Below are 13554 nucleotides of genomic sequence, written 5' to 3'. Positions count from 1 at the left end.
AAATTTGTACTGGTGCTACATTCTAACCTATAAACGAACGCTTATGTTACCTTTGATCTTGCTTGTCGACGATGAAGAAGAGATACTGAACTTCCTCGAACGCATTCTCAACAGCCGCTACACCATCCTGAAAGCCACCAATGGAAAAGAAGCCTTAAACATTCTGGAGGCCGAAGCCGTACAACTGGTGGTCAGCGACGTCATGATGCCCGAAATGGACGGATTCGAACTGTGCAGGACTATTAAGTCCACCCTTGACCATTCCCACGTCCCCGTCATCCTCCTCACAGCTAAAAATACCATCCAGGCAAAAGTGGAAGGACTCGAGCTGGGAGCCGACGCCTATATCGAAAAGCCCTTCTCCAAAGAACACCTCCTCGCGCAGATCTCCAGCCTTTTGAAGAACAGGAATATGGTCCGCGAGTTCTTCGCCATCTCGCCGCTGGTGCATATCAAGACGATGGCGCACACCCGCAGCGACGAAAAATTCCTCTCGACCCTCCACAATACGATCATGAAAAATATCGACGACCCGGACCTCGACGTGGAAAAACTGGCGAAGATCATGACCATGAGCCGCATTACACTTTACAGGAAAATAAAGGCGCTCTCCGACTTGTCGCCGATCGAACTGATCAATATCTCCCGCCTCAAAAGGGCGGCCGAACTGCTGGCGGGGGGCGAGCATCGGATCTATGAGGTATCGGATATGGTAGGCTTCAGTTCGCAAAGCAATTTCGCGCGCAATTTTCAGAAGCAGTTCAACATGACCCCCACCGAATACATGAACTCGAGGCAGCAGGAGCAGCAGCGCTAGACGGGCCGGGGAAGGCCGGCCTCCTCAGGGCATCCGTTTTGCCACGAAGGTTCCAATCTTATCGCCTTCTTCCAGCCCATACTGAATGGCCGGTTTGAAGTGTATCCCGCCGTAAAATCTGCTGACGGCCGCCTCTTCCGCCGCCTGCCGGAACGACACGAAATTCCTTGGCGGCAGACCAAACTCTACCTCCGTAGAATCCGTAAAGGCAAACCGATCCCCGAACAACCTTGCCAGCACCACGGCCGCACTGGCCGATACGACGCTATGTCCGCTGGTATACTCCGGAAATGGGGGAGTCTGCAGCAGGGGCATCCAGTCCGGGCTGATATACTGATTGATATAGGTCTCCGGTCTGATGGCCCTGCTCCTGTATTTCTCATCCCAGCAGCTGATAAAGGCGTCGGCTATAACGACCGAAGTCCAGGCATAGGCCTGCAGACTCTTCACCACGTCGGCCTTCGCCTTCTGACAGACCGCGGCCGTGATATTGATCCAGTGTCCCCCCGGCGAGATCTTCTTGGTAGCAAACATCAAATGGCCGTTGACATTCATTTTGAAGGGATTGCAGTCCCAGAAATTGGCGATCACCCGCTGCTCCTCGGTCAGTTTCAGTCCTGCGTCATAGACCTCCATTGCATCCGCATAAAAGGGCTTCCCTTTCCGCTGGAAAAAGGCGTAGGCGGATGAGGAATGAACTGCCTCGCGGAATCGATCACAAAGGTCCGCATCTCGCTCCAGTGCGGCTCGACGGCTTTCATATAAGCGGGAGGAGTCGGCTTCCACTGCCAGTCTTCATAGCCCGGGTCGTATTTAGCCAGTGCCCTGGTCTCTTTATACTTGTCCCTGGCCGCCCACGCAAGGATATGCGAAGCCACTAGTCTGCCGTATGTGACCGAGTTACTAAACGCGTCTTCCGGCACGCCAGCCTTTATTTCAGCCAGCACCCTGGTCTTGAATTCCTCAATCGAAGCCTCCGAAATGACCATCGCCCGGCCCACGGTCAGGATGGACTCGGCCGCCGCTATGGAGAAGTCATATTTCTTTCCCGCTTCCGGCACCGGTACCGGGGCAAGTCCATGTAATATTTCTGCGAGGCTCGGATAGGAGAGATTGCCCTGACGGGCTGCTTCATAACCCGCAATGGTCACATAGGCGTAAATTCTGCTGGCTACAGGCGGTGAGAAGATATCGCGGACCATGACATCGGTCACTTCTTTGATACAGCTATGGATCAGCTGCGGGTCCCCGGGCCGCAAGGCGGGGTTTTTGTGCGTGCAGGACGCTGGCCAGAAAACAAGAGAGCCAAATCAACAGGAGTCCATTCTTCACAATGGCAAGCTTCATATTCGATGTTTAAAACGGTTAGTTTAGGTCGGCAAGCTTCATCATAAACGTTTACATTCTCAGCCGGCAACTTAGCGGATATATATATGCACCCCTGTCCAATTCCGATCATTTTCTATGCGATTTGTTTCAATTGGCGGTCTTAACGCCGATCGCCTTCCTATTTTTTTATATTGCAGGACCAAAACGATGTGCTAGCCATGATCTTCCGTGTAATATTTTCTTCGTTTGCATTGTTTTTTACATTCCTGAGGGCCTTTCCGCAATCCAAAACCCTCTTCCAGTTGCTTCCCCCGACCCGCACCGGTATCAAATTTACGAATCATATTTTCGAAAGCGATTCATTAAACATCCTCAATCAGGCCAATATTTATAATGGCGGTGGCGTCGGTATAGGAGATTTCAACCGGGACGGTCTGCAGGACGTATTCCTGGCCGGGAATATGGTATCCAACAAACTATACCTCAATAAAGGCGGGCTGAAATTCGACGACGTGACGGAAAAAGCCGGAGTGACCGGAGAGGGAAGGTGGTGCACGGGCGTTTCTGTAATCGATATCAATGCGGATGGCTGGCCCGACGTCTATGTCTCCGCTTCCTTTCGGAAGGACCCGAGGCTGCGGACCAATCTTCTTTATATCAACCAGGGGCTGGGTAAAGACGGCGTCCCTACCTTCAAAGAATCCGCGGTCGCCTACGGCATCGCCGATACCGGCTTCAGTACTCAGGGCGTATTCTTCGACTACGACCACGACGGCGACCTTGACCTCTATGTGGTGACCAACCAGATCAACGACCCAAAGACGCCGATCCGTTTCAGGCCCAAACTGACCGATGGCAGCGCTCTCGACAACGACAGACTCTACCGCAACAACGGCAATGGCACATTTACCAACGTCACAAAAGAGGCGGGCATCCTGACTGAAGGATGGGGACACGCAGGCTGCATCTCCGACTTCAACGGCGACGGCTGGCCCGATATCTACGTCAGCAACGACTTCGTATCCAACGACCTTTTGTATATCAACAACCACGACGGCACCTTCACCGACCGACTTGGAGAATATTTTCACCATACCGGCTGGAACGCCATGGGCACCGATATCGCGGACTTCAACAACGATGGTCTTCCGGATATCATCTCGCTGGAAATGCTCCCCGAGAACAACCTTCGCAAAAAGAGAATGCTCGCCGGCAATGAATACTACAACTACTACAACGCCCAGCGCTTCGGCTATACGCACCAGTATGTCCGCAACGTGCTGCAGCTCAACCGGGGCATGTCGCCGGACGGGCATCCCGTATTCAGCGAGGTGGGCTTTATGGCCGGCATCTACGAAACGGACTGGAGCTGGTGTCCGCTGGCCGCCGACTTCGACAACGACGGCTACCGGGACCTGGTGGTTACCAATGGCCTCCCCCGCGACGTCACCGACCTCGACTATATCGCCTACAACAACGGTCAGGGAGGCTACGGACACTACAACCTCAAAATGGTCGACTCCCTTCCCATCGTAAAGCTGCCGGGCTATGGGTTTAGGAACAACGGAGGATTTCAGTTCACGAACACCAGCGCAGAATGGGGATTCACGCACCCCAGTTTCTCCAACGGCGGCGCCTATGCGGATCTCGATAACGACGGAGACCTCGACCTCGTGATCAACAATATCAACGACGCCGCATTCATTTACGAAAATACCCTGAACACGCCGGGTCGTCCCGCCAAAAGCCACTGGCTGAGCGTTGCCCTTGCAGGCGAAGGGCCCAACCGCGACGGGATCGGCGCCTCCCTTCGCGTCTACTACGACAACGGCCACCAGCAGATGTACGAGCACCAGCCCTGCCGCGGGTATATGTCCACCGACGACTACCGCGCACATTTCGGACTGGGAGGGGTATCGCATATCGATTCAGTACGCGTCCGCTGGCCCGATGGTAAGATGCAGCTGCTGACGAATGTCTCCGTCGACAAGCCGCTGACGGTTAATTACCGCGACGCCGCCGGTGATATCGCCCCATACGACTACCACGCCCAGTCGCCGTTGTTCAGGAATGTTGCCGGGCAGTACGATATCCACTACAAGCCGCAGGAAAAAGACGTTATCGACTATAATATACAGCCCGCACTTCCCCACAAACTGAGCCAGTATGGTCCGGGCATAGCGGTGGGCGACGTGGACGGCAATGGCTACGAAGACTTCTATATCGGCGGCGCCGTGGGACACAAGGGTCTGTTCTTTATGCAGGACGCCCGGGGCAAGTTCACCATCGATTCCACCCGCATGCCCGTCGGCGAAAGCCATCCGGGAGAAGACATGGGAGTACTCTTTTTCGATGCTGACAACGACGGCGACCTCGACCTCTATGTCGTCAGCGGCAGCTATGAGCTGGCGCCCGGCAGCCCTGCCAGTCAGGACATTCTCTATTTCAATGACGGCCACGGCAGGTTTACACCCAACTACAATGCACTGCCCAGGATGTTCTCCAACGGCTAGCATGCGTCAGGGCCGCCGACTTCGACGGCGACGGCGACCTCGACCTCTTCGTGGGAGGACGAGTGACCTCGGGGGCATATCCGGCGGCGCCGCAGTCTTATTTGCTGGAAAACCACTCCGGCACGTTCTTCGACGTGACCAACAGATGGAGCCCACAATTACAACAGGTCGGCATGATCACCGACGCGCTATGGTCGGATTTCGACGGCGACGGCAAGCCCGACCTCGTACTGACGGGCGAATGGATGGCCCCGACCTTCCTGAAGAATACCGGGACGGCCTTCGTCAGCCTGGGCGATGCCACGGGTATCGCCGCGGATAAAGGCTGGTGGAACAGCCTGGCAGCAGGAGATTTTGACAACGACGGCGACATCGACTATATCGCCGGCAATCTGGGCCTCAATTCGAACTACAAGGCCACACCGGCCGAGCCCATGATCCTATACGCGAAGGACCTCGACGACAACGGCCTGCTCGACGCCATGGTATTTTGCTATATGAAGGGAGAGGACGGCGTCCGCAAACCCTTCCCCATGACGTCGAGGGACGATATGGCCAGCCAGATGATCTCCGTCCGCAAACGCTATCCCAGCTATAAATCCTACGGCCTTGCCAGCATCGATGACCTCTGGAAGCCAAAAGACAGGGAGAATGCGCTGATGCTGCAAACCACGGATATGGCCAGCTGCTATATCGAGAATCTCGGCAACGGCAAATTCCGTCTGCATCCCCTGCCGGCGGAAGCGCAGATAGCACCCGTCTATGGCCTGGACGCCACAGATATCGACGGCGACGGCAATCTCGACCTGCTGATGGTCGGCAACGACTATGGCATGGAACCCTACAGCGGACGCCATGACGCCTTCATGGGGCTGGTTCTGAAAGGCGATGGCAAAGGCGGCTTTACGCCCCTGTCACTGCCCGCCAGCGGTTTCTATGTAAAAGGAGATGCAAAAGGTTTGGCGAGACTGCACACGGCCCGTAACGAAGATATCTGGATCGCCACGCAGAACCAGGACAGCCTGGTCACCATGAGCCTCGCCCGCGCGGGCTCTGGCGTCAGATGGATCGACCTGCAGCCCGAAGACTTTTCTGCGGACGTTGTCACTGCCGACGGAAAAACCACGCATATGGAATTTTACTATGGTTCAACTTATCTTTCGCAGTCTTCCAGAAAGATACCGGTGGGCCGTAATGTAAAAAAGATAATGATCACCGATTTCAAAGGCAAAAAAGGGAACTTGCACCCTGAGCGGGAGTCTTCGGGGGCAACGGTTGAAAGGTTTCATAAGCGGACCGGCTAAGAATAACCTGGGCGGAGAAGCTGTTTTCCCATTCTTTCATCACGGAGCCTTTCACTTCCTCCACCAGAAGGAATTTTTGACAGCTCCACGATGAACCTGTCTTTGCCCAGGGTCCAGGAGCTGTCATTTTTCTGCGTGAATTCCTGGATGATATCGAGGCGGTGGACGTAGTTGATATTTGCGTATTCCGAGATCAGCAGGTTAACCCGCTGGATCCCCCACGTACTGTGATGGATCCAGCAATCCCCCGAAAAGGTATTCTGTCCCTGTTGTTTCGGGGTAAAGAAAAGGTGCAGGTAGCGCTGGCCGGCAATGTATTGGGTATTACCGTTGGTTTGCACAGCCCTGATCTCTTCCCGGGTCTGGTAGGGTTTGGCGCTGTAAAAATAGTCGGAGATCGTCTCCGTCATGAAAGCGGGCAGGAAAGGCTTTTTTCCGATACAGTCGGTTTTGGAGGCCCCCTTGCGGATCCACACCGTAAGCAGGCCGATGGCCTCCCCTACCCCGTCCTCGTTGTTTACCCCTTTCGGCGGCGACACGGCAGCGTTCCATCGTCGCCGGCGTCCTAACCGCCCCGATCGCATGCACCAGCCTTTCGGGAGTCAGCTTTTTGAACGGTATATGCATCCCCAGCCCTTTACTTTCGATGATCTTCCCGTTGACCGGCTGGTCTGCCAGGACGGAGACCACGACGGCCGGTATTCCACTTCGCAGGACCGCGCCGACGGTTCCGATGCCCCCGTGTATGACCGCGACGCAACACCGGGGTAGAAGCCAGTCGTGGTTGGAATATTTTGTAACAAACATATTCGGATGTACGGGCAACTGGCCGAACCTCGTCCAGCCGGCGCTGAGCAATACCCGGTACCTGGCCAGAACCCCGTCCAGCGCTCGAATTAGACGAGGGCGGTCGGGCACCGGTATGCTGCCAAATCCGATGTATACCGGTTTCTCTCCTTTTGTCAGCCACTCTCCCAGTCCTTCCGGCGTTGTGTCCACTGACTGTGCAGCCCGCTGGTCCGGCGATAAATAAAGAAATCCGGTGACGTGCGCGGTTGGAGGCCAGTCGGCCGGGCGCCGGAGCAGGACCCCGCTCTCGGCCACGATAGCGAGCATATTCGATCGCAGGCAGGCCTGTAAAACATTGGCGGAAGGAAGACCGATACTCTTTCGGAATGTGTCGACCTGTTTGCGGATCATGGCATAGCTAAGTCCCAGCAGGCGATAGCTCAGACGGTTGATCCACCGATGCCCCCTGACGCCGACTGCCTGAAAGGGAAATTCCCGGGTCGGTATCGGCGGCAGGCTCAGAAAGACCACAGCGATCTTTTTATTATATCTTTCGGCAATGGAGAACACGACGGGGAGGGTCAGCACATTCGCGATCAGATAGTCGGCGTCCCTGCAGGCATCCAGCATATCGTGATTCGAGCGCACGGCTGACTCGCCGGAAACCTTTTGCAGATGGTAGAAGAATTTAAAAACGTTGCCGCCTTCCAGCAGCTTTAAGGCCGCGGGCGAATTGATGAGGTTTTCGCTGTCACCCGCAATGGGCCGGTAAGCGATCCCAAAGCCCTCCACAAATTCCCTGAAATTTTCGGATGCGACGAGAACTACTTCCTTTCCTGCCTTCATCAGGCCGAGCGCCAGTGGCAACAAAAGGCTGGACATCACCTCTGGACCCCGTGGTAACGATAGCGTATTTCACCCGATAAATATACGACGGAAATCCCGCCGGCCGGGTGGCCGTCAGCGAGAGATCAAGAAGGTTTGTTGTCGGAAGGATCTTTATATCCTGGCTTTGGCGCGTGCCGGCTCCATGCTATCGGCTCCATTTCTTTTCGTTCTTTCTGCTCGAGTACCTCGTGGATCTCTTGCAGATGCTGTTTTTTGGCATCCAGTTCTTCAGGCGTACCATTGTCCAGACAATCGATAAATGCACGCGTCTCCTGGATGAGGAGACTACGCAGAGCCGAAGCAGATAGCTGGATAAGGGCTTTTTCCATAATAACATATCGGTATCACCAAAAATCATTCCGGCGGCATATTCAGCGGTGCAACACAGGATTTGAAATTTCCGTCGCCAGGCTGGGCAAGCAGACTGGGCAAATAATTCCACACAATTTCATCGATACAACGCCCGGGGAAAAAATAAGCCCGCCGTGATGGCGGGCCTATCTTGTTGCAGCGGTTAGTGCGAGTGATCAGCCGGCTTTGAAGAAAGATTCCCATTCTCGTCGATATAGGCCAGCATGTCGGTCCATTCATGATGGGTCTTGCTGTCCTTCCGCTCTTGCTTCTTCTCCATCTTCTGTTTCTTCTTCTCCCGTTGTCTCCTCTCGCGCTCCCGCTTGTTCCAGGTTTCTGGCATATTTGCTCCCTTTTTTCCTATGGGCCGCAAAAAGCAATCCTGATTTCGGCGCCTGCTCTATCGCATTGATTACCAATGACCACAACGCCAACATTCTGACAGAATTACCGGAGCGTTCCGTTTTAACCGTCACTCAGACATTTTACACGACATTATGCCTGCTGGAATCATTTTTGCCGATCCAGCGCGCAATATGGATCGGGGTGACGGGTCCCCGGGCGTGGGTGCCCGACGGTGGCCTGATCATCGGACTGCAGCCCCGCGTGTAGTTTCAGGAATTCACGGCCTGATTGGACTACCCATTTTTCCGATTTGGACTACTCTTCCCACCAGGATCGAACGTAATTTTGTGGCATGGAAATAAACCTGCAGCCCGTTCTGGAGAACGACATTGTCCTGTTGGCTCCGCTCGTGGAAGAAGACTTTGAGAACCTTTACGCCGTAGCTTCGGACCCCAAAGTCTGGGAGCAGCACCCCAACAAGGATCGCTGGCAGCGTGAAGTTTTCACAACCTTATTCAGGGGGGCCATGGAAAGCGGGGGAGCCTTCAGGATCGTCGACAAAAAGACCGGCGAGGTCGCCGGAAGCACCCGGCTCTACGACTACGACAGCGTGGAGAAAAGCATCAAAATCGGCTACACCTTCTACGCCACCAGGTACTGGGGAACGGGACTCAACCCCATGGTCAAACGACTGATGCTGGACTATGCCTTCCAATTCGTCGACAGGGTCTACCTTCATGTCGGCGCCACCAACCTTCGTTCACAGATAGCCGTTTCCCGACTGGGAGCGACAAAGATCGGCGAGGAGACCGTAGCCTACTACGGCGAGCAGCCCAAACTGAATTTTGTCTACGAGATCCGCAAATCAGGCGGGTTGTAGCGCGCTTGCCCGGCTATCTTTTTCCAACCCACGTCTTCGTCGCCTGGACCAGTTCCGCCATCACATCCCTTTTTCCCGCCTGGAACATATGGTTGGCGCGGTCTATCTTCACCAGCGTGGCCTTCGGCAGCGAGGCGCATACCGAAGTGATGAGATCCCACACAGCCAGGTCATCTTTTGTCCCCTGCAAAAAAAGCATCCGGGTTCTTATTTCGTGTAGATGCCCGGCCCGCTCAATACCAGGCTTCCCCGCGGGATGCAGCGGGAAACCATAAAAGACGATGCCCTTCACCTTTACTCCCGGATTGGCCGCGAGATATTGCGAACTCATCCGTCCGCCAAACGACTTGCCGGCGGCATAGAGCGGCAGCCCGGGATAGGATTCCTGCGCGTGGGCGATGGCCGCGGCAATGGTGGCATGCGCCACGGCAGGCGTATCGGGCCTTCGCTTCTTGTGTTCGGTAAACGGAAAGTTGAACCGCAGCGTCGCGATCCCTGCCTCTGCCAGCGATGTCGCAAGTCCCACCATAAAAGCGTGCTGCATGCCTGCGCCAGCGCCGTGCGCCAGGGTCATGATATGCTTCGGGGCATCGGGGATAGTATATTCGGCGGTGACCGTGCCGATAGCCGGAGAGACCTCCAGGGAAAATGACCGGGTATTCATGCTACGAAGATGCAAAAAATTGATATCACCCGCTACATCTATCCGGATGGGAAGTTTGGGACCCGGCGTCACCAGGCCCCAAACAATAAATTTAGTCTGCTACTTCCTGGGCAGCCTCACGGTTGATACCATTCATAGCCAACTCTGTCAGCTTTTCGTCGGCCTTCTTCTCTTCGGCTAGCGTCTGGCCAAGCAGATCGGCAATCTCATTCTGTCCCATATCTTTAGCCAGCTGCACCAGCGCTCCATAGGTTGCGATCTCGTAGTGTTCCGCCTTCTGGCCCGCGAAGATCAGCCCTACGTCACGCTGTGCCGTGTCTTCCTCGGTCTCGTCGATGATGTCTTCACCTTCCTCGGCTATTCCTTTGATGGCCGGGCATTCCGTGGCCTCGGCCTTTTCGCCCAGCAGTTCGAACACCTGCTCGACCCGGCTGACGTGACCCTGAGTCTCTGTGAGGTGGCTGTCGAAAGCCGCGCGTAGCTCCTCGGAGTGAGCCGCTTCTGATAATTTGGGTAGAGTCTTTACCAGCTTTTTTCGGCCCAGTAAATGTCCTGCAGCTGTTCGAGGAAGAATTCTCTCAGTTTGGAATTCAGCGCAGTCTTTGGGGAATTTTGATCTTTTTGCGTTGGCATAAAGTTTAATTTTTCCCATAGAGACGGAAAAACTATGCCAGCGAAACGGGCCCTAACCCTCCCTGCAAGTAAGTCCCGATCACTTCTTTTGCTCGAAAAAGAAGACGCCCTTTTATTGGATACGATGATATCCGCCGTTCCGTTGCCGTCGAGGTCCTGTACAAGGACCTGAAGTCCGACGCCGGAGTTGCTGTCGATCAGATGCGGTATCCACATGGGGCTGGGCCCAGGCCTGAACTCGAACCAGTACAATACCGAAGCATCGTAGGCGCCGGGGTCTTCGCCGTTGTGGGCGAAATACCTTTTGCCAGTGACCAGATCGGGATGACCGTCGCCGTTGACGTCAGCCATCGCAAGGGCATGCGTTTCAGAGAATTCTTTAAAGATCAGGTGCGTCAGCCAGCCCGTGTCTACTTTTTCGTGCCACCATATCCCGTAGTTATGTGCCGAAGCGCTGACCAGATCATGCGCCGGCCTGCCCTTACCCCCATTTAGTACATATATCTGCGAACAATCTTCTCCGAGATTTGCGGGGTGAAAGACCCAGTTCCGGGATTGCGCATCTACCGGATGCTCCCACCAGCCTTTTGTAATGATCACGTCCGGGCGGCCATCGCCATTCATATCGGCAAACCCGAGTCCATGGGTGTACCTGCCGGTCCCAGGAATAGCCGGGCCACTGCTGGTCCCCGGAACACCCGTCCCTCCGGCGATGACGTGCCGGGTCCACGTGGTGTCACCCTTAGCCACAGGAGCTTTCATCCATATCATCTCTTTGGCGATCGGGTCATTGCAGAGAATATCGTTTCTCCCGTCCCCGTCCACGTCGACAAATGCGGGAGACTCGTTGCCGGCATTCTTAAGGATAGCGTGCATCGGCCAGTGCCCCGGGCTATTCCCCGGATTTTGATACCAGACGGCTTCCTCCCCCGGCAGGCTGATCCGTATCAGATCCACCCATCCGTCCTGGTTGACGTCCATTGCGAAATCCAGAAAAGAATTGCTGAACTGGGTGGCCGGATCATAGTGCCTCGGAGCGGTAATTTCGTGTTGGGTCCACGCAGGCGCCTCGAACCACAGCGCGCCGGCCAGTATATCCGGTTTCCCGTCCCTGTTGACATCGGCGACAGCCACCCCTTCGGAGACAAAATCGCCGGACAGAATATGTTTTACGAAATGCGGCTGAGCGGAGGCGGTGAGGGCCGCACCTATAGCGGCCGGCAAAAAAGTCGTGACAAGGTGATCATGGACTGAAGTTACCAATTCTCCCTATATTTGAGCCATCTCAAACCACACGCTAAAATGCGCAACCTCTTACCCGCCCTCCTCGCCTGTAGCATTCTCTCCGCCTGTCACACCGACACCCGCAGCGCCACCACCGTCGCCGACCCCGCACCCACCCTTCCCGTTATCGGCTTCGCGGTCACAAAAACCTTCCCGCACGATACTACCCTTTTTACCGAAGGCTTCCCGGTCCACAACGGTCGCCTCTACGAGAGTACCGGCTCGCCCAACTACCTCGGATGGGCGCGCTCGCTGATCGGCCCCATCGATACCGCGACGGGTAAAATGGACCGTAAAGTAGAGCTGGACAAAAAGACGTACTTCGGGGAAGGTATCTCCTTTATCAAAAACAGACTCTACCAGCTGACCTACGAGAACCAGGTCGCTTTTGTATATGACGCGGGGACATTCAAGCCCCAGGGCCAGTTCAAATTCGCCAACAGACAGGGATGGAGCCTTACAACAAACGACACCAGCCTGATCATGAGCGACGGCACCGACAGACTCACTTTTATCAACCCCGATGATTTCCAGCCGATCCGGCAGTTGCAGGTCACGCTGAATGGTATACCGCGCGATAGCCTTAACGAGCTGGAGTACATAAAGGGGTATATCTATGCCAATATCTGGGAGGACAACTACATTGTCAAGATCGACCCGTCCAACGGCAGGGTCGTCGGAAAAATAGACCTGCAGCAGCTGACCGACGACGCCAAACAAAGATCGCCCAACGCCGACGTTCTCAACGGCATCGCTTACGACGCAAAATCCGACAAGATTTACGTCACGGGCAAACTGTGGCCGAGGATCTACGAGATCAGCTTCCCGCACTAGGCATAATATTCGCAGCCGCTGCTGCATGTTAACACTTCAGGTCAATCAGCAATCTCATCAGGTGGATGCCGATCCCGATATGCCGCTGCTCTGGGTCCTTCGCGACCTGCTGGGACTCATTGGTACGAAATACGGCTGCGGCGTCGCCCAGTGCGGAGCCTGTACGGTACACCTCAACGGCGAGGCGGTACGCTCCTGTGTGACCAAAGTCGGCCGTGCTGCGGGCGGACAGGTTACCACCATTGAAGGCCTCTCGCCAAACAACGACCATCCCCTCCAGCTGGCGTGGATCGAGCTTGGCGTGCCGCAGTGCGGCTATTGCCAGTCCGGGCAGCTGATGGCGGCGGCCGTCCTGCTGCGTGAAAATCCACGTCCTACCGACCGAGGACATCGACAATGCCATGTCGGGCAACCTCTGCCGCTGCGGCACCTATGCCCGCATCCGCCGGGTCCATTCACCGGGCGGCCCGCCTGCAGCAGGAAGGAGGTAATTTATGAAGATCATTATCGGCCTGTCCCTGATCCTTCTGTCCGGGGTCCTTGCGGCGCCGCCGCCGGGAGGACCGTCACGGGCGCTACGGCGGGGGACCTCCACCGTATACTCCGTAAAGGATAGCATTACCAGCGTAAAAGCCTTCATGGCCGTCTATGAAGTGCTGATGAGTCCGCGTTGCATGAACTGCCACCCTTCCGGCGACGCTCCGCTGCAGGGCGACGACAGTCACCCCCACACCATGAACGTCAGGCGTGGGCCGGACGGCCGGGGGCTATACGCGATGAAATGCACCAACTGCCACCAGCCGGAGAACACGGCGGGCATGCATACACCGCCCGGAAACCCAAAATGGAGACTCCCGCCGGCCGACACGCCAATGGTCTTCCAGGGACGCACGCCGGGGCAAGCTGGCCCGGCAACTGCTTGA

At 55.6% G+C, this 13554-nt stretch carries 16 protein-coding genes; 7 read left to right on the top strand and 9 right to left on the bottom strand.

Annotated features, from left to right (window positions below; genetic code table 11):
* Nucleotides 1-43 precede the first annotated feature (43 nt).
* Nucleotides 44-817, top strand: coding sequence for a response regulator transcription factor (locus tag ACQ86N_RS12560; RefSeq protein ID WP_431215449.1), 774 nt, complete (start codon nucleotides 44-46; stop codon nucleotides 815-817).
* 24 nt (nucleotides 818-841) lie between these two features.
* On the opposite strand, the gene ACQ86N_RS12555 is transcribed toward ACQ86N_RS12560, so the two are convergent.
* Nucleotides 842-1453: a vanadium-dependent haloperoxidase gene (locus tag ACQ86N_RS12555; RefSeq protein WP_431215448.1), complete on the bottom strand. Its 612-nt coding sequence runs from the start codon at nucleotides 1451-1453 to the stop codon at nucleotides 842-844.
* Nucleotides 1429-2076, bottom strand: coding sequence for a hypothetical protein (locus ACQ86N_RS12550; RefSeq protein WP_431215447.1), 648 nt, complete (start codon nucleotides 2074-2076; stop codon nucleotides 1429-1431). The genes ACQ86N_RS12555 and ACQ86N_RS12550 overlap by 25 nt, the downstream gene beginning before the upstream one ends.
* 288 nt (nucleotides 2077-2364) lie before the next feature.
* Here ACQ86N_RS12550 and ACQ86N_RS12545 point away from each other — a divergent pair, with 288 nt between their 5' ends.
* Both ACQ86N_RS12545 and ACQ86N_RS12540 read left to right on the top strand, forming a co-directional pair.
* Nucleotides 2365-4659, top strand: a complete 2295-nt coding sequence (locus tag ACQ86N_RS12545; protein WP_431215446.1) for a VCBS repeat-containing protein — start codon at nucleotides 2365-2367, stop codon at nucleotides 4657-4659.
* 62 nt (nucleotides 4660-4721) lie between these two features.
* The gene (locus ACQ86N_RS12540; protein ID WP_431215445.1) at nucleotides 4722-5963 is read left to right on the top strand and encodes an FG-GAP repeat domain-containing protein; all 1242 of its coding nucleotides are present in this window, start codon (nucleotides 4722-4724) and stop codon (nucleotides 5961-5963) included.
* On the opposite strand, the gene ACQ86N_RS12535 is transcribed toward ACQ86N_RS12540, so the two are convergent.
* The 4 genes from ACQ86N_RS12535 to ACQ86N_RS12520 all read right to left on the bottom strand — a co-directional run bounded on the left by ACQ86N_RS12535 (nucleotide 5960) and on the right by ACQ86N_RS12520 (nucleotide 8334).
* Nucleotides 5960-6304, bottom strand: a complete 345-nt coding sequence (locus tag ACQ86N_RS12535) for a hypothetical protein (protein WP_431215444.1) — start codon at nucleotides 6302-6304, stop codon at nucleotides 5960-5962. The genes ACQ86N_RS12540 and ACQ86N_RS12535 overlap by 4 nt on opposite strands.
* Nucleotides 6288-7634 (bottom strand): nucleotide disphospho-sugar-binding domain-containing protein, encoded by a 1347-nt coding sequence (locus tag ACQ86N_RS12530; RefSeq protein WP_431215443.1) that lies wholly within the window; start codon nucleotides 7632-7634, stop codon nucleotides 6288-6290. The genes ACQ86N_RS12535 and ACQ86N_RS12530 overlap by 17 nt, the downstream gene beginning before the upstream one ends.
* 89 nt (nucleotides 7635-7723) lie before the next feature.
* Nucleotides 7724-7969, bottom strand: coding sequence for a hypothetical protein (locus tag ACQ86N_RS12525; protein ID WP_431215442.1), 246 nt, complete (start codon nucleotides 7967-7969; stop codon nucleotides 7724-7726).
* Between the two features lie 185 nt (nucleotides 7970-8154).
* Complete coding sequence (locus ACQ86N_RS12520; protein WP_431215441.1) at nucleotides 8155-8334, bottom strand: hypothetical protein; 180 nt, start codon at nucleotides 8332-8334, stop codon at nucleotides 8155-8157.
* 354 nt (nucleotides 8335-8688) lie between these two features.
* Here ACQ86N_RS12520 and ACQ86N_RS12515 point away from each other — a divergent pair, with 354 nt between their 5' ends.
* Complete coding sequence (locus tag ACQ86N_RS12515) at nucleotides 8689-9216, top strand: GNAT family N-acetyltransferase (protein WP_431215440.1); 528 nt, start codon at nucleotides 8689-8691, stop codon at nucleotides 9214-9216.
* A 13-nt stretch (nucleotides 9217-9229) separates the two neighbouring features.
* Here the strand turns inward: ACQ86N_RS12515 and ACQ86N_RS12510 are convergent, their stop codons facing one another.
* Genes ACQ86N_RS12510 through ACQ86N_RS12500 form a run of 3 tightly spaced genes read right to left on the bottom strand, consistent with a single transcriptional unit; the run spans nucleotide 9230 to nucleotide 11776 of the window.
* Nucleotides 9230-9952: an alpha/beta hydrolase family protein gene (locus tag ACQ86N_RS12510; protein WP_431215439.1), complete on the bottom strand. Its 723-nt coding sequence runs from the start codon at nucleotides 9950-9952 to the stop codon at nucleotides 9230-9232.
* A gap of 19 nt (nucleotides 9953-9971) precedes the next feature.
* Nucleotides 9972-10409, bottom strand: a complete 438-nt coding sequence (locus ACQ86N_RS12505; protein ID WP_431217381.1) for a ferritin-like domain-containing protein — start codon at nucleotides 10407-10409, stop codon at nucleotides 9972-9974.
* Entirely contained in the window at nucleotides 10403-11776 is a 1374-nt protein-coding gene (locus ACQ86N_RS12500; RefSeq protein WP_431215438.1) for an FG-GAP-like repeat-containing protein, read from the bottom strand. The genes ACQ86N_RS12505 and ACQ86N_RS12500 overlap by 7 nt, the downstream gene beginning before the upstream one ends.
* Nucleotides 11777-11815: 39 nt before the next feature.
* Here ACQ86N_RS12500 and ACQ86N_RS12495 point away from each other — a divergent pair, with 39 nt between their 5' ends.
* Genes ACQ86N_RS12495 through ACQ86N_RS12485 form a run of 3 tightly spaced genes read left to right on the top strand, consistent with a single transcriptional unit; the run spans nucleotide 11816 to nucleotide 13554 of the window.
* On the top strand, nucleotides 11816-12631 hold the full coding sequence (locus ACQ86N_RS12495; RefSeq protein ID WP_431215437.1) for a glutaminyl-peptide cyclotransferase: 816 nt from the start codon (nucleotides 11816-11818) through the stop codon (nucleotides 12629-12631).
* Nucleotides 12632-12656: 25 nt separating this feature from the next.
* Nucleotides 12657-13247: a (2Fe-2S)-binding protein gene (locus tag ACQ86N_RS12490; protein WP_431215436.1), complete on the top strand. Its 591-nt coding sequence runs from the start codon at nucleotides 12657-12659 to the stop codon at nucleotides 13245-13247.
* Between the two features lie 22 nt (nucleotides 13248-13269).
* Complete coding sequence (locus ACQ86N_RS12485; protein ID WP_431215435.1) at nucleotides 13270-13554, top strand: hypothetical protein; 285 nt, start codon at nucleotides 13270-13272, stop codon at nucleotides 13552-13554.

It is taken from the genome of Puia sp. P3 (assembly GCF_050632245.1).
GTDB lineage: Bacteria > Bacteroidota > Bacteroidia > Chitinophagales > Chitinophagaceae > Puia.
This window is presented reverse-complemented; position numbering and strand designations above follow the sequence as displayed.